Annotated in this window: 19 protein-coding genes and 1 pseudogene; 9 read left to right on the forward strand and 11 right to left on the reverse strand. The window is 60.0% G+C overall.

The genetic code is table 11. The annotated features are described in order from the left end of the window. Window positions 1-60: 60 nt before the first annotated feature. From NLM25_RS32665 to NLM25_RS32685, 5 genes are all read right to left on the reverse strand, one after another. Window positions 61-687 (reverse strand): response regulator transcription factor, encoded by a 627-nt coding sequence (locus NLM25_RS32665; protein WP_254115807.1) that lies wholly within the window; start codon window positions 685-687, stop codon window positions 61-63. A gap of 437 nt (window positions 688-1,124) precedes the next feature. Continuing rightward, entirely contained in the window at window positions 1,125-1,334 is a 210-nt protein-coding gene (locus tag NLM25_RS32670) for a hypothetical protein (RefSeq protein WP_254139780.1), read from the reverse strand. Window positions 1,335-1,391: 57 nt separating this feature from the next. Further along, window positions 1,392-1,661 (reverse strand): hypothetical protein, encoded by a 270-nt coding sequence (locus NLM25_RS32675; protein ID WP_254139781.1) that lies wholly within the window; start codon window positions 1,659-1,661, stop codon window positions 1,392-1,394. 404 nt (window positions 1,662-2,065) lie between these two features. Beyond that, on the reverse strand, window positions 2,066-2,593 hold the full coding sequence (locus NLM25_RS32680; protein WP_254121812.1) for an autotransporter-associated beta strand repeat-containing protein: 528 nt from the start codon (window positions 2,591-2,593) through the stop codon (window positions 2,066-2,068). Window positions 2,594-2,631: 38 nt separating this feature from the next. Beyond that, window positions 2,632-3,027, reverse strand: coding sequence for a gamma-glutamylcyclotransferase family protein (locus NLM25_RS32685; RefSeq protein ID WP_254121813.1), 396 nt, complete (start codon window positions 3,025-3,027; stop codon window positions 2,632-2,634). A gap of 375 nt (window positions 3,028-3,402) precedes the next feature. Here NLM25_RS32685 and NLM25_RS32690 point away from each other — a divergent pair. After that, window positions 3,403-3,600, forward strand: a pseudogene (locus NLM25_RS32690) (DUF6496 domain-containing protein); the annotation flags it as partial. Window positions 3,601-3,630: 30 nt separating this feature from the next. Here the strand turns inward: NLM25_RS32690 and NLM25_RS32695 are convergent. Further along, complete coding sequence (locus NLM25_RS32695) at window positions 3,631-3,834, reverse strand: hypothetical protein (protein ID WP_254121814.1); 204 nt, start codon at window positions 3,832-3,834, stop codon at window positions 3,631-3,633. A gap of 306 nt (window positions 3,835-4,140) precedes the next feature. Here NLM25_RS32695 and NLM25_RS32700 point away from each other — a divergent pair, with 306 nt between their 5' ends. From NLM25_RS32700 to NLM25_RS32710, 4 genes are all read left to right on the forward strand, one after another. Continuing rightward, complete coding sequence (locus NLM25_RS32700; RefSeq protein ID WP_254121815.1) at window positions 4,141-4,656, forward strand: inorganic diphosphatase; 516 nt, start codon at window positions 4,141-4,143, stop codon at window positions 4,654-4,656. A gap of 343 nt (window positions 4,657-4,999) precedes the next feature. Next, a complete protein-coding gene (locus NLM25_RS32705; protein ID WP_254121816.1) occupies window positions 5,000-6,673 on the forward strand; it encodes a DNA polymerase/3'-5' exonuclease PolX in 1,674 nt (557 codons plus the stop codon). Window positions 6,674-7,215: 542 nt separating this feature from the next. Then, window positions 7,216-7,341, forward strand: a complete 126-nt coding sequence (locus tag NLM25_RS43970) for a hypothetical protein (protein ID WP_256565523.1) — start codon at window positions 7,216-7,218, stop codon at window positions 7,339-7,341. After that, on the forward strand, window positions 7,325-7,564 hold the full coding sequence (locus tag NLM25_RS32710; RefSeq protein WP_254121817.1) for a hypothetical protein: 240 nt from the start codon (window positions 7,325-7,327) through the stop codon (window positions 7,562-7,564). Before NLM25_RS43970 ends, NLM25_RS32710 begins: the two co-directional genes overlap by 17 nt. A 473-nt stretch (window positions 7,565-8,037) precedes the next feature. Here NLM25_RS32710 and NLM25_RS32715 read toward each other — a convergent pair whose 3' ends face one another. Both NLM25_RS32715 and NLM25_RS32720 read right to left on the reverse strand, forming a co-directional pair. Then, window positions 8,038-8,217, reverse strand: a complete 180-nt coding sequence (locus NLM25_RS32715; protein ID WP_254121818.1) for a hypothetical protein — start codon at window positions 8,215-8,217, stop codon at window positions 8,038-8,040. Further along, entirely contained in the window at window positions 8,214-8,441 is a 228-nt protein-coding gene (locus tag NLM25_RS32720) for a hypothetical protein (protein WP_309143627.1), read from the reverse strand. The genes NLM25_RS32715 and NLM25_RS32720 overlap by 4 nt, the downstream gene beginning before the upstream one ends. Before the next feature lie 319 nt (window positions 8,442-8,760). On the opposite strand from NLM25_RS32720, the gene NLM25_RS32725 reads away from it, so the two are divergent. Both NLM25_RS32725 and NLM25_RS32730 read left to right on the forward strand, forming a co-directional pair. After that, window positions 8,761-9,222: an Hsp20 family protein gene (locus NLM25_RS32725; RefSeq protein ID WP_254139782.1), complete on the forward strand. Its 462-nt coding sequence runs from the start codon at window positions 8,761-8,763 to the stop codon at window positions 9,220-9,222. Window positions 9,223-9,341: 119 nt separating this feature from the next. After that, window positions 9,342-9,593, forward strand: coding sequence for a hypothetical protein (locus NLM25_RS32730; RefSeq protein ID WP_309143628.1), 252 nt, complete (start codon window positions 9,342-9,344; stop codon window positions 9,591-9,593). A gap of 444 nt (window positions 9,594-10,037) precedes the next feature. Here the strand turns inward: NLM25_RS32730 and NLM25_RS32735 are convergent, their stop codons facing one another. The 3 genes from NLM25_RS32735 to NLM25_RS32745 all read right to left on the reverse strand — a co-directional run bounded on the left by NLM25_RS32735 (window position 10,038) and on the right by NLM25_RS32745 (window position 11,993). Continuing rightward, complete coding sequence (locus NLM25_RS32735) at window positions 10,038-10,232, reverse strand: hypothetical protein (RefSeq protein WP_254121820.1); 195 nt, start codon at window positions 10,230-10,232, stop codon at window positions 10,038-10,040. A gap of 263 nt (window positions 10,233-10,495) precedes the next feature. Then, window positions 10,496-10,735 carry a hypothetical protein gene (locus NLM25_RS32740; protein ID WP_254121821.1) on the reverse strand — a complete coding sequence of 80 codons (240 nt, stop codon included), beginning with the start codon at window positions 10,733-10,735 and terminating at the stop codon, window positions 10,496-10,498. A gap of 322 nt (window positions 10,736-11,057) precedes the next feature. Beyond that, window positions 11,058-11,993 (reverse strand): transcriptional regulator GcvA, encoded by a 936-nt coding sequence (locus tag NLM25_RS32745; RefSeq protein ID WP_254121822.1) that lies wholly within the window; start codon window positions 11,991-11,993, stop codon window positions 11,058-11,060. Between the two features lie 265 nt (window positions 11,994-12,258). Here NLM25_RS32745 and NLM25_RS44505 point away from each other — a divergent pair, with 265 nt between their 5' ends. Continuing rightward, complete coding sequence (locus NLM25_RS44505) at window positions 12,259-12,360, forward strand: DUF1127 domain-containing protein (protein ID WP_375166894.1); 102 nt, start codon at window positions 12,259-12,261, stop codon at window positions 12,358-12,360. A 23-nt stretch (window positions 12,361-12,383) separates the two neighbouring features. Further along, window positions 12,384-13,073, forward strand: a complete 690-nt coding sequence (locus NLM25_RS32750; RefSeq protein WP_254139783.1) for a glutathione S-transferase family protein — start codon at window positions 12,384-12,386, stop codon at window positions 13,071-13,073. Window positions 13,074-13,153: the final 80 nt, after the last annotated feature.

The following is a 13,153-nucleotide window of genomic DNA, read 5'->3' on the forward strand; positions in this document are numbered from 1 at the left end:
ATCAGCTCTGCTTCACCGCAGCGATCGGTTGCGAAGCGCAGCGGGCCGCGCTGATTTCGTTCACTCTTCAATCAATTTTGCTCGGATCGCGTAGCGGACCAGTCCAGCTATCGAATTGACCCCCAGTTTTCCCATGGCCGACGCCCGATGCGTTTCCGTGGTTTTCACGCTTGAGCTCAGCATCGCGCTGATACCCTTGTTGCTGTACCCCTCGGCCACGAGCTTAACAACGAGTCGCTCTCGCGGAGACAGCTTCACATGCCCCTCACCAGCTTCGTCTTCTCGACCCGACTGACCACAAAATCGTCCGCCGACGAATGGCTTACGTGCCATTAGCGCTTCAACGGCAGCCAGCAGCAGCTTGTTTGCGTCCGACTTGACCAGGAACGCGCGCGCACCCGCTTGAAGCGCCTCTTGAGCCAGCACTCCGGATTCGTGCGCGGTAAAGATCAGCACCTCAGTTTCGCGGAGATGTTTTTTTATTCCTCGGGTTATTTCCAATCCCGTCATGCGCGGCATGAAGAAGTCGACGATCGCAACATCGGGCCGCTCTTTGAGAGCGGCCTCAAATGCCGATTTTCCGTCGGACGCCTCGGCGACAATCATCCAACCCGGCCGCTGCTCGAGGACCGCCCGTAGCCCGGATCGAACAGCATCATGATCATCAGCAATGAGAATTCGTTTCATGAGAGGGCTGCCTCGATGATCTTGTCGCAAGAGAACCTGGACGAGCTATAGGCTCTGCGTTTGAGCAGCATCTCCAACCGGGCCATCTCATTCGCGCCCTTGCGCGTGCGCCTCGACCTTCCGGAGGCATTTCGAACATGTCGGCTGACCGGCGTCTCCTGAAGGGACATGATACACTCGCCTTCCTGCAGTGCTAACTTTCGAACCGCTAGTTTCCTGGCATATGCAGACAACTCTCCGATAAATTTAGCCTACCGTCGCGACACATCGACCACACAATCAGTATAAGCCACTACGTAGAAATCCTCTAGGCAGCCAATCCCCGTCGTATGCCGAGCATCCCAAATTTGGCGCGATGCTCCCTGATTCAAATCAAGGAGTTGCTGGCAAGGAGCAGCATGCGGGTCGTCGAAAACGCGATTATGAAGACGCGTCCGTCAATCTGCGCGCTGTGTCATCGCCCGCTTGACGGCGGCAGCAATCGAGCGGCCCGGCGAGGGTGTTGCGCCGCAGAACAGTCCGCCGCCGCTTAGGTAAGACGTCTTTCCATATTCCGCCCGGGCGACCTCTTTGAAATTCCGTAATTCGGAAATCAACAGAGGCATCGCCGGCTTGTCTTTCGGCGTCGCATCGATCTCCGGATCCATCGCGGCGTTCTATTCGGAGCTGTTCGACACGCGGATCCGCTACACTGTCTCGTCTTCTCAAACGAAGTCAGCGGCGCTGTCGTCGGCGGCTTTACGCAACTGATTTCGAAGCTGCTGGTGCAGCGGAGTGGCGACGCGAGCTGGCCAGTCTCGGACTACATGATGGTCACGGCGCTGGCAGCGCTCTTGTGCGCCTATCTCGCCAGGGACGTCCTCGACGTCGGTCAGCGTCACAACTTCGACGAAACGCGACGCTCTCGTGGGCGTGCGACAAGTCATGGACGATACATGCGAGATGACGAGCGCGACGGTGATGCGAACCAGCAAGAACATCTCGCGAACATCGCCAAGTCACGCACGGTGCGATGTCCGACCGCTAACAGCGTCGCACGAGACGCTCTTTGCTCTGTCGCCTGAAATGGAAAACCCTGCGCTAATAGGGCTTTCGATTTGGTGGGCGCACCAGGGCTCGAACCTGGGACCCGCTGATTAAGAGGCGAATGATCTGCCAGGAAAATCAATGCCTATTCCGACAACCGAGCCGCCAAACCTACGTTGAAGACGCAACGGGTTTTCTCCTTGTCGGAATGACGAGTCTCGATTGACGAGAGCGAAAAAGGCGGATCGTGCATCCGTCGGGGGGTTCGAGTCAGGAGAGCGCTACCGCCGTTCCCCACACCCATCGGAGCTGCGATACCTTATTCAGTCTTCCGCATGGGGGCCGAAGTGAGCTAGGTGGCTTTTGCGCTCCTGTAACTGAATTCTGAGCGGGCCTGCCGCCCGGATCGCGATGTATGTCGAAGATTGAACCAGTGCGGACGTACCCTGCGATCGAGGCTGATGTCGGCGAGCGTCGCCAGCGTCGCGCCATCGATGAAAACCGTCGACGTCGACGGTCCCGAACCGAGATTGCTGGCGGAGATGATGGCCAAGGTACCGCCATCGACATGCGTTTCGCCGCTATAGGTGTTGTTGCCGGTCAACAGCAGTGTGCCGGAGTCGGTCTTGGTGAAGTTGCTGAACATGATGCGCCCGTCTCGCGCCATGCGCTCCAGCGGAAGCTCGCGTGAATAAACGCCAGCGCCGAAGACGCGATCGCGGATGGCATCAAGGCCGCGCCCGCTGCCACCGATGCTCAGAAGTACCGGCCCAAGCACGGCTATTTTGGGACGGGCACGCGGGACCGCACGGGTAATACCCAAGTGGTCTGCCGTTGAACGGCACAATTTGGAGTCGTCTGATTTGACGACCTCTTTCATAGCGACGTCGCCTCCTTGTCCTGAAGGCGACGTTCGGGTCATCGGGCCTCAATCGGAACAAACCGATGGTCATGGTAACTTTCGAGATATCCAGAATGATAGATACCCTGCGCTATCTCGCGGGATTTCATGTAGCCGAATGCTGAAACCCGCCCACCACTCGAAGCCGCTTCCAAATCAATAGTCAGACGGCAATTGCCCGGCTTGCCTACAGACTCTATGCGGTCAAGCGTCGCGAGCTGCGCGACATCAACCTGATAGACCTCGCCGAGAATATGGTGCCCTTCTCCGGGCTCGTTGAACATCATCGGGGCGAACCATGGTCCCGCAATGACAAGTGGAAAACGCTCCTGTGTTCGATAGGCACCGATCAGCCGTGCTTCCGACAGCCCTCGATTGTGGAGCGGGAAACCTTTTTTCAAGGTACCAAACACAAATTACAAGCACCTGCGGTTCAACCTGATTGGCTGTCGCCGCCACCTACCATCCAATCCTCGATACCTTCTTCATCTTCCTCGGCGCCAAGCCGCCGATCGCGCCGACGAGCTTGTCCGGATGCCTGGTGTTTTAACCGAGTTCTGGTGCGGCGCATCGATAAAGGTTCTCCAACTCTTCAATAGTGAAGCACTTGGCAGCGTTCCTAAAAGGCACTGCTGTCAGCGCGTCTGGATGCTCGGAGCTAGGGTTTGGAACCAGTCGGCTCCGCTAAGATTGTTTGATTGGGGCAGCCAGACAGCGACGAAGCGATGCTTCGCGTGGAAAGACAAGGAGCTCGTTTGTCGTCCTAAAACCGGAGAGAGAACCTACCCATGGCAAAGAAAGCCAAGAAGAAGCGTCGGTACTCAAAGAGCTCGGGCTCGGACGTCAAGAGCGAGATGCGACGCTACAAGAAGGGGACGGCTAAGAGCGGCCGTGGCGGAAAGGGCGGCAAGGTGAAAAGCAAGAAGCAGGCAATTGCGATCGGCCTTTCAAAGGCGCGCAAGAAAGGCAAGAAAGTTCCGAAGAAGTGACGGCGCCGTTACTGGGCTTCGTGGCCATCAGTCTGATCGCATCGGATTGCCGCCAATCTCTTCGATGATCCCTTCGACATCAAGGATACCCTCGTCCTCCGTTTTGTTGCAAGCGCAGGGCATGCCAGCGCCGCACTGGCAGCCGCCTTCTTTCTCAGTCCACGCTTTATCAGGGTGATTTTCGCACACCCAGCCGAGGCCGCCGCAGCTCGGACAATTCGGATCAGTCAACAAATATCTCCTAGATAGGCAAGGTCATCTCGAGTCCCGACAGGGCACCCGGCAGTCGCAGACGCGCTGCCTTGTGATTGGGCATCGAGCCAACCTAGACCCGCGGAAGGCGTTCCGATAGTTAATCGCGAAGTTGCCGTTCAATGGCGATCGCTTGACCCTGCATTGCGGACTCTCTCACGCTGGCAGGGAGATAAGGGAGTTCGCCGCAGCAGGAGCAGCTCAGTAACGCGAGGCACCACCCGCGCCCGACCAGCAAGCGCGGTCGTATCTGGAACCCGGCTTTCGCTCGCCGGTTCTCAACCCATGGTGAATTTTCTCAAGCTGCCGACCTGGGCGGACAAAGACCTGGCGAACTGTGTTGTGGAGACGCCGCGCGGCAGCTCCTGTAAGCTGGACTGGGATCCCGAACTGAAAGTCTTCACGCTCGCCAAACCATTGATGGCCGGCCTCACCTACCCGTACGACTGGGGGTTCATCCCTTCCACTAGGGCCGAGGATGGCGATCCGGTCGACGTCCTGGTAATCCACGACTCCCGGACCTATCCCGGTGTCGTGCTGCCCTGCCGTCCGGTCGGCGTGCTCGAGGTGCTGCAGAGAAGCAAGGGCAAGGAAGAGCGCAATGATCGGGTGTTCGCGGTGCCGGACCGCTCGCCGCTCGAAACCGATCTGGAGGACATACGGAAGCTCCCCGCCCGGGCGGTCGAGGAACTCGAACAGTTCTTCCGCGCGACGGTCGCGCTCGAAAAGAAGGAGCTTGAATTCCTGGGTTGGCACGGACCGGACCACGCGATCAAGACGATCAAGCAGCACTCGAAATGATGCGCTGCCTTGCTCGGATGGCGAACGAACTATAGACGCGGATCGGCGTTTACCGACCATCATGTCAGATGCATTTGACTACTTTCGCGCCTTTGCGGTCCGAGCCCTTTGCAAGGCCCGATCGATGCCAAAGGGCAGGATGAAGCACCTTCAGCTTGTGGCCGGGCGGATCTATAGTCTCCTCAAGAAAGAGGCCTCTTATGGTCCTAACACCCAGCACCTTGAGGACTTTCGGACAGCGCAGAAGCTTGAGAAGTCTATCGATCAACGGGCCGATGACGCCCCGGCCCTTCAAAGTCGCTTTGATCCCAACTTGCAAAGCACGGCACGGGAGATTCGTTGATTGCCGTCGCTCGACTCTCGCACCGTTGCAAGTCTCCTGCGAGAATATGCGCAACGCACCGCCCTGCGCGGTGGCAATCCCTACCGGGCGAAAGCCTATTCTCGGGCTGCCGATAGCCTGGCGGCCCTCGCCATCCCTCTCGATACGCTCATCGCCGAAGACCGGCTCAAAGAGATTCCTGGCGTCGGCGACGCAATAGCTGACATCATCACCAAGCTTCACAAGACGGGCACTCATCCGAGCCTCGAGAAACTGCGGAAGGAGATTCCTGCGGGTGTGATCGAGATGCTTGCTGTGCCCGGTCTCCGTCCGGAGAAAGTGCTGCGTCTCTACAAGGATCTCGGCATCATCTCCCTCGCCGAATTGGAGGCTGCGGCCAAGGCCGACCGCATCAAGAAGGCGAAGGGGCTGGGCGCCGCTCTCCAGACCAAGATCCTGCAGAACCTGGCCATAGCGAAAAGCGGAGAAGGCCGCCTCCATCTGCACCGTGCCGCCGCCCTGCTCGCGCGCGCCAAGGACTCGCTCCGTAAGGCCCGGCCAGAGCTGAAGCGCGTCACAGTCGCAGGCGACTTCCGCCGAGGCTGCGAACTTGTCGGTGATCTGACGATCGTTGCGGAAGCTCCCGATGCCGGCAAGGCCTCGACGGGAGACGGACTGCGGATCCACCTATCCGATCGTAAACATTTCGGCGCCGCCCTCCTCTTCGCCACCGGCTCCGCAGCTCATGTCGAGCAACTTCAAGCTTTGGCCGCGGAGAAGGGAATGCGGCTGGAGACCGATGGCTTGCACAAAAGCCGCACGCTGATTGCGGGCGACGAGGCCGACATCTACCGCGCCCTCGGCCTGCCTTTTATCGACCCCGAACTCCGTGAGGGGCGTGGCGAGGTCGAACTAGCTCTAAAAGGCAAGTTGCCGAAACTCGTCACCGACATGGACCTGCGCGGGATCCTTCACTGCCACACGGACGCCTCCGACGGCACCGAGACACTGGAGATGATGGCGAAGGCGACCCGCGAACGCGGGTTCGAGTATTTCGGGGTCGCTGACCATTCCAAATCGGCGCACTATGCCGGTGGTCTGTCGGTGGACGAGATCGCGCAGCAGCACCGGGAAGCCGACCGGCTCAACAAGCGCTTCGGCAAGGATTTCCGGATCCTCAAGGGCATCGAGTCCGACATCCTGGCCGACGGCTCGCTGGACTATGGGGACGATGTGCTGGAGCACTTCGACTTCGTGGTCGCGAGCATCCATGGCCGTTTCAAACTGGACCGCAAGGCGCAGACGCAACGCCTCCTCCGGGCCATCGCTGATCCTCATATCACCATCATTGGCCACATGACCGGTAGACAGCTCCAGCGGCGGCCAGGTTACGAAATTGACGTCGAAAAGGTGCTGCGGGCCTGCGCCAAGCACGACGTCGCCGTCGAGATCAACGCCCATCCGTGGCGTCTCGACCTCGATTGGCGCTGGCACCAGGCAGCCCTTGATTTCGGCTGCATGATGAGCATCAACCCGGATGCCCATTCGATCCCCGAGCTCGATCACATGCACTGGGGCGTCGAGATGGCGCGTAAGGGCGGCGTGCCATCTGATCGGGTCCTGAACGCGATGACGTTGCCGGAGATCACGCGATATCTTCGCCAGAAGCGGCGCTCCGTCGCCCGGGCGGCCTGATCACAGTTGCAACCGATCTTCCCCTTGGGGGCGAAGTGCAATCGCCCCGATCGCGAAAAGGTCGAGCACTGATCCGTCCCCTCCATAGGTCGAGGTGAATGCCTCTTGGAACTCGCCTCGAATCAGATTCCTATGCCCGCCGGCGTGCAGAAGCGAGGACGGGGATGGGGTCGATCTTAGGCGACGCGGGCCGTGCCGGTTCGGGCGTGCGAGCTTTGTTTGCAGCAAATGCGATTTTTGGGGCAGCACGCGGATTGCAGGCTGTTCAGGTGCGACGCCTGTGCCCTCGTAAGCACCGAAGCTCTCGGGGGCGTCGTGAATAGGCCCATGGAAGTTGAGGCAAAGCGGCCTTCCACGTGGCGCTGACGTGTGTATCCGCTGGGGCGAGGCTCATCTAGCATTGGCTTACCGTTATCCGCCGCTCGACAGGCTGGCCAGTTTGGCGGCGAGTTCGTTGCTGCTGAATGGCTTGACCATCCGTGGTAGATCAGGCGCAACGCCTTCGCCTTCGGCATAGCCGGACACGAGCAGGACTGACCACGATGCGACGCAAGCACGTCGCGATCGGTCGTGGTGTCCTGCGGTTCGAGTTCACTGGCAAGTCGGGAAAGCTATGGAAGCTGCGAGTCGAGGACAATCGCATCGCCGCGATTGAAGCGCTGCGCTGAACTCCCGGACCAGGAACTCTTCAAGTACCTGGACGACGACGGAGAGCCGCGCACAGTGGATTCGGGCGACGTCAACGTCTACGTCAAGGAGATCACGGGCGAGGACTTCAGAGCCAAGGATTTCCGCACCTGGGCGGGGACGGTGCTGGCGGCGATGGCGTTGGCCGAGTTCAGGAAGTACGACAGCCAGGCCGAGGCCAAGCGCAACGTCGTCGCGGATTGAGAGCGTTTCCAAACAACTCGGCAACACGCCGGCCATCTGTCGCAAATGCTACGTCCATCCCGAGGTCCTGAACGCCTACATCTCCGGCGATCTGGTCAAGATGATCGAAGCCAGGATCGCGCAGAACTTCAAGCGCCAGTACGCAAAGCTCACGTCCGACGAAATCATGGTGCTCGCGTTTCTTCGCAAGCGGCTTGGCGCCCTAAGGGCCGCCGCCTAGCGCCGAATATGGTGAGACGGCGGCGATACCGTCGCCCTCCATTGTCCGGCGGACGCAGATCGTGAGGCACTTGCGCACAACAGAAGAAACAACGCGCGCTCGGCCTTGTATCTCGCGCCCGCCCGACTGCAATCCGAACCGGACAGCATGACTTCGCCTCCAGCTCCGCAAACGGCCCACTTCCACCGCCCGCGTCCGCGAGGCTTCAACACGATGTCGAAGCCCGCGTAGTCATCCTCTTCGGTTCGGGAGTTCATGCAGCGAACAGTCCGGGTAAGCCATTCTGGAGCTGGTCCAGCAGCCGCTGCTCGCGGTCGATCCTAGTCAGGTAGAGCTCCCGTTCCTCTTCGGTCTTCGCCCCGGCAAGCAGTTGCCGGTAGTGGGCGACGACCTTTTCGTTGCCGCGGATCAGCAAGTCCCTGACGTCGGTCATGACGCCGCCCCCACGCTCGTCGGTGCGGGCGTTCTCGGAGGCATGTTGAACGCGATAGGAAAGGTCCGGGAACTCAACGCCTCCAGCGCCGCACTCTCCTCGGAAAGACGCCGTTCGATGAACTGGCGTTCAAGATCCGAGAGCCGCGTGTTCAGCAGGCTGCGATAGCGGTGGATGTTGCTGCGGTGCGCACGAATGCGGGCAAGATCTTCATCAATCATCATCGTCACTCCTGACGGTCTTCTAGATCCTTTATGATTCGAGAAACGGGAAGCGACTTCCCGGCGCAAAAAATATCTAGGCCGAAATCTCTGTCAAGAGGGCAGTCGTGCAGCGCGCAAATCCGGCCACTGCGGGTTAACCAGTCGGGGCTCAAAAATTTTGACCGTCCTCTTGAATCGCCATTGCGGTTCTCTAAGTCGTTTTTCGCCGCGAGAGCGGTGTGCCGGACGCCTTCACGGGTCCGCCGCGGGCGCCAGCCGGGATCTCCGGACCGCCGTCTTGCGCTCCTTCGTAACCATCTTGCTCTTAGGAGGACTTGGTATGAGGACCACCTTCGACTTCGCGCCCCTGTGGCGCTCCACCATCGGCTTCGACCACCTGGCCGGCCTCGTCGACACTGCGCCCCGCCAGGCGACCGATGACAACTATCCACCCTACAACATCGAGCGTTCCGGCGAGGACAACTATCGGATTACGCTGGCGGTGGCCGGCTTCGGCGCCAACGACATCACGGTCGTGGCCGAGCAGAATGCATTGACCATCGAAGGCAAGAAGCCCGAGACGGCGGCCGGCGAGTATCTGTATCAGGGCATCGCCGCGCGCCCGTTCCGGCGCATCTTCAATCTCGCCGACTACGTCCAGGTCAAGGAGGCCTCCTTCCGCGATGGTCTTCTGATCATCGACCTCGTCCGCGAGGTGTCGGAAGCCATGAAGCCGCGCCGGATCCAGATCGGAAACGGCGGCAGCAATTCCTCAACGCAGATCGAGCAGAAGGCCGCCTGAGGCCGCTTCCAAGTTCGACGCGGAACGTGGCGCGCGCAAGCGTGGCCGCGCTCCGCGGCGGCTCCGGTCGTCACCCGACGACCGCATCCCACACGAAAGGAGAGTAAAGGGATTCCACGATGACCAACGCAAATACCAATAGGGGCAACCTCAACCCCCTCTTCCACCCGGCCGCGCACTACTCGTCTCCGGACGACGTCCTGAACGACAAGGAACTCACCGCTCCGGAGAAGCGCATCATCCTATCGTCATGGGCATCCGACATGTTCGCCGTCGAATCCTGTCCCGCCTTGCGCGAAATTCCCGGCATAGCCCACACGTCAATATTTTGGCACTCGGTGAAACACGCCGAAACTACGAAAACCCTATGAAATACGTGCTTTTGCGCTACCCTGATGCGAGCTGTTTCAGCGGGCTTCACCAAAATAAGGGCCCGGCCCTAAAGCCTTTCAGTGTCCGCACGACAGACTGAAAGCCCCAAAGCCGAGCCCTTTGGTCCGAAGCCTTAGGAGCCGAAACCATATGGATACTACCATTGTCCCCTCCCCCGCCGGCAAGCGGGGCCGCAATAGCAGCGTCATCCTGAACGACCGCCTGTGCGAGAAACGAGTCGCCAAGAGGTCCAAGTTCTACGACCGTAAGTGCCCTGGCCTGTACGTCAGCATCACCACGGCGGCGCCTCTTAGCTTCGGTTCGTCCTCGCAGATTATTTGGATGCTGTGCTCAATGTGCCCATCAAGGCCCATGATATGTACGCGGTACTCTTCCATCTGCTGCCCCCTTTCGCAAACGACAGGCCACCAACTGAAGCGGCGTTATTCTTCAGGAGCTTGCAGGCCTGGTGACGTCAGCCACCCGTCTACATGAGAAGCGGTTTCGAGCTGGCGCAGTTTGCTTTCTAGAAGGTCATGCTGCGGTCCTGGCTGCGTATTTTCCAATTCCGCTATGATGCTGGCTCTCTCCGCGTGCAGATTCTCATCAAAGATATAGGGTTGTGGGCGTCGTCTCATGGCACTCTCCTTCCCCTAGCGAATTGGGCGGGAGCGCAACCGGCGTTCTCATCACCGATCGAAGCCACGGTGCCGTGCGGTGATGGAACCACTATGCACCCTGGGACCGGAGCGACGCCAGAACGAATCTCAAGTCGAAGCCCTCAAGCATGCTGCTCGCGGCCCAACTGCAGCAAGCAGATGTTGTCATCGCGGCAGCGGAGGGGCGCACGATTTGCGAGGGGCTTTCGACCAGCCGACGATACGTTCCCCTCCCCGCGCCTCTAGCAGTCCGTTGCCTTTTTCTCGGACGGTGCGGGCTCCGCTGCACCGGCCGTCGCCTTCTTTGACTGTTCAGTGGGCGCGGGACGTGTCTGATCGACCGTGCCTGCCGTCTTATCCGGTTGCTGTGCGGAAGGGGCAGGCTTGGTCGCCGTCGATTGCTCGGCAGCGGTCGGCTGGCTCTGCATCTGGCGCTGCGCGTCTTCCGACGACGTCGCGGTATGCTCTGTGGCTTTGCCCATCGAAGATGTCGGCGGTTGCTGCTTGGAACCAGCTGCTGTGGAACCAGTGGTCTGCCCGGTATACCCCGGGACATTTCCTGATCCTGCATCGCGGCTCGCCGTGTTGCAGGGGCCAGCATACACGGACGTAGCGCTGAAGGCGAGCACCGCTCCCAAGGTCATAAGTCTGTAAGCAATCATGGCCCTTTTTCCTTAGTTAGGCCCCGGACGATTGAACAAAAGTATGGGCCTTCTGTTCCGATCGCGGCGGCATCGACGCGCGGCCCAGACGCACCGGCCTCCCGAGCAACGATAGTTGGGGCAAGGTGGGAGCGCTTGGATATTACCGTCGCTTCATCTTCGAAGCCCCAGCAACCGATTTGAGCCGGCGTAGATCGTTCGACGCCTCCGTGAGCAGCCACTCGCGAAAGGTGCCAATCTTTGGCAGCGACGTGGTCGCCTTGGGGCAAACGATCCAATAACTCTTCGACAGTGGCAACGACTCCGGAAAAGCCAGCGCCAGCCGACCGTTGATCAGATCCCAAGCCGACAGGGTCGTGCGAGCAAGAGCTATACCCTGCCCATTGATCGCCGCATCGATGACCATGCTCGCACGATTGAGGACCGGGCCGTGCGTGACGTCGGCGTCATCGATGCCGACGCCCCGCAGCCAATTCGCCCAGTCTGACCGGCTGTCCAGGTGGATCAGAGGAAACTTCAGAATGTCGGCTGCCCCGTTGATGCGGCGGCGCCCCACCAGCAACTTTGGACTGCACACGGCAAAGAGCCGCTCCGAGCAGAGCCTAACGGCATCCAGACCCGGCCAATTGCCGTCACCGTGACGTACAGCAAGATCGACCTCCTCGCGGGCAAAATCGACGTGATGCATCGTGGCCGAGACGCGGAGGTCGATGCCCGATTGCGTCTCCGCGAAATGGCCGAGCCGATGCACCAGCCACTTGGCGGCGAAGTCTGGTGAGGTCGAGACCGTGAGTACGCCGGCATTCTGCCGCTGCAACAACCGCTCGGTGCCGATGGCGATGCGATCGAGCGCGTCGCGCACGACTGCAAGATAGTCGCGACCGGCCTCGGTGATGATCAGACGCTGCCGCTCACGGTTGAACAATTTTAACGCAAGCTCCGTCTCCAGCGCTTTCACCTGATGGCTTACCGCGCCTTGGGTGACACAAAGCTCTTCAGCCGCGCGCGTAAAACTCTCGTGCCGCGCGGCGGCTTCGAAGGCCTTCAGGGCATTGAGCGGTGGCAGGCGTGGGCGCATCGTACCGACCTCATGAGAAAAACTAGGGCAGGCGCGAGAAACGATGCTTTGCGGGAGAACGCCCCGCACCATTATTGAACAGCTCCAGTGATGCATTTCAAGCAAATTGGAGCCCGTCATGTCCGTCCTTTTAACCGATACATTTTCAAACCCACCGGTGCGGGCCGCCGACCCGGCCGCCCCACTTCATCAATCCAACTCAGGAACGTGATCGGGCGCCCAGCGCCCGGGATGGTGGAGCTGGCTTGACCGGCCGTTCCAGCGCATGGCGCTGCGCGAGATTGCCGACGACCCGCATCTGCTTCGCGATCTCGGCCTGACGCGAGAGCAAGCGCTGCGCGAGGCCTCCAAGCCGTTCTGGTGCTGAGACCAAGTCAGAAGGAGAAAACGATGTCCGATCCGATCGTCTACGGCTTTCCACGCAGCACTTTTGTCAACATCGTCCGCCTAATCCTGACGCACAAGGACGTGGCCTACCACTTCCAAGACCTCGAACCGGTCATGGGAAAGCCCGATCACCTGGCGCTCCACCCGTTCAACCGCGTCCCGATCCTCAGGCACGGTGATCTCACCATCTATGAAACGAGCGCAATCGTTGCCTATGTCGACGAGGCCTTCGGCGGGGTGTTGCTGACACCGAAAGACATCAAGGCGCGGGCGCGGATGAACCAGTGGATCAGCGCGATCAACAACTACTACTACCCCTACATGATCTACCACGTGACGCATGAGCGTCTGGTTTTCCCGGAACTCGGCATTGCGTCCGACGAGAAGGTCGTGGCGCACGCGTTGCCCAAGGTTGAGACGGGCCTTACAGTCGCTGAACGCCAGCTTGCGCATGGCAAGGACTTCCTACTCGGCGACGAACTCTCGATTGCGGATTTCTATCTGCTTCCGAGCACGTTCGCCTTCAGCCTGACCGCGGAAGGGCAGTCGATGTATCCGAAGTTCCCGGCATTCTGCCGCTGGCGGGAGCGCATGGACAATTTGCCAGCGACGCAAAAGGTGCGCGCGTCGGTGCAGCGCTTGCCGATCGAACACGCACGCGAATGGGCCACTTCGCACCGGCCGAAATACTGACCGCTTCGGCCGGGGCATTGCGGGAACAAAAACAGCGCTCGTTTCCGAACAATGCTCATGACGGCGGAGTTAGCACAGTG

This window comes from Bradyrhizobium sp. CCGB01, assembly GCF_024199795.1.
In the GTDB taxonomy this organism is placed as follows: domain Bacteria; phylum Pseudomonadota; class Alphaproteobacteria; order Rhizobiales; family Xanthobacteraceae; genus Bradyrhizobium.

Bases quoted from the DNA above. Each gene is read 5' to 3' on its own strand.
- NLM25_RS32665 (WP_254115807.1), bottom strand. From the start codon at position 687: ATGAAACGAATTCTCATTGCTGATGATCATGATGCTGTTCGATCCGGG.
- NLM25_RS32670 (WP_254139780.1), bottom strand. From the start codon at position 1,334: ATGGATCCGGAGATCGATGCGACGCCGAAAGACAAGCCGGCGATGCCT.
- NLM25_RS32680 (WP_254121812.1), bottom strand. From the start codon at position 2,593: ATGAAAGAGGTCGTCAAATCAGACGACTCCAAATTGTGCCGTTCAACG.
- NLM25_RS32700 (WP_254121815.1), top strand. From the start codon at position 4,141: ATGGTGAATTTTCTCAAGCTGCCGACCTGGGCGGACAAAGACCTGGCG.
- NLM25_RS43970 (WP_256565523.1), top strand. From the start codon at position 7,216: ATGCGACGCAAGCACGTCGCGATCGGTCGTGGTGTCCTGCGGTTCGAG.
- NLM25_RS32715 (WP_254121818.1), bottom strand. From the start codon at position 8,217: ATGACCGACGTCAGGGACTTGCTGATCCGCGGCAACGAAAAGGTCGTC.
- NLM25_RS32720 (WP_309143627.1), bottom strand. From the start codon at position 8,441: ATGATGATTGATGAAGATCTTGCCCGCATTCGTGCGCACCGCAGCAAC.
- NLM25_RS32725 (WP_254139782.1), top strand. From the start codon at position 8,761: ATGAGGACCACCTTCGACTTCGCGCCCCTGTGGCGCTCCACCATCGGC.
- NLM25_RS32730 (WP_309143628.1), top strand. From the start codon at position 9,342: ATGACCAACGCAAATACCAATAGGGGCAACCTCAACCCCCTCTTCCAC.
- NLM25_RS32735 (WP_254121820.1), bottom strand. From the start codon at position 10,232: ATGAGACGACGCCCACAACCCTATATCTTTGATGAGAATCTGCACGCG.
- NLM25_RS32740 (WP_254121821.1), bottom strand. From the start codon at position 10,735: ATGGGCAAAGCCACAGAGCATACCGCGACGTCGTCGGAAGACGCGCAG.
- NLM25_RS32745 (WP_254121822.1), bottom strand. From the start codon at position 11,993: ATGCGCCCACGCCTGCCACCGCTCAATGCCCTGAAGGCCTTCGAAGCC.
- NLM25_RS44505 (WP_375166894.1), top strand. From the start codon at position 12,259: ATGGCGCTGCGCGAGATTGCCGACGACCCGCATCTGCTTCGCGATCTC.
- NLM25_RS32750 (WP_254139783.1), top strand. From the start codon at position 12,384: ATGTCCGATCCGATCGTCTACGGCTTTCCACGCAGCACTTTTGTCAAC.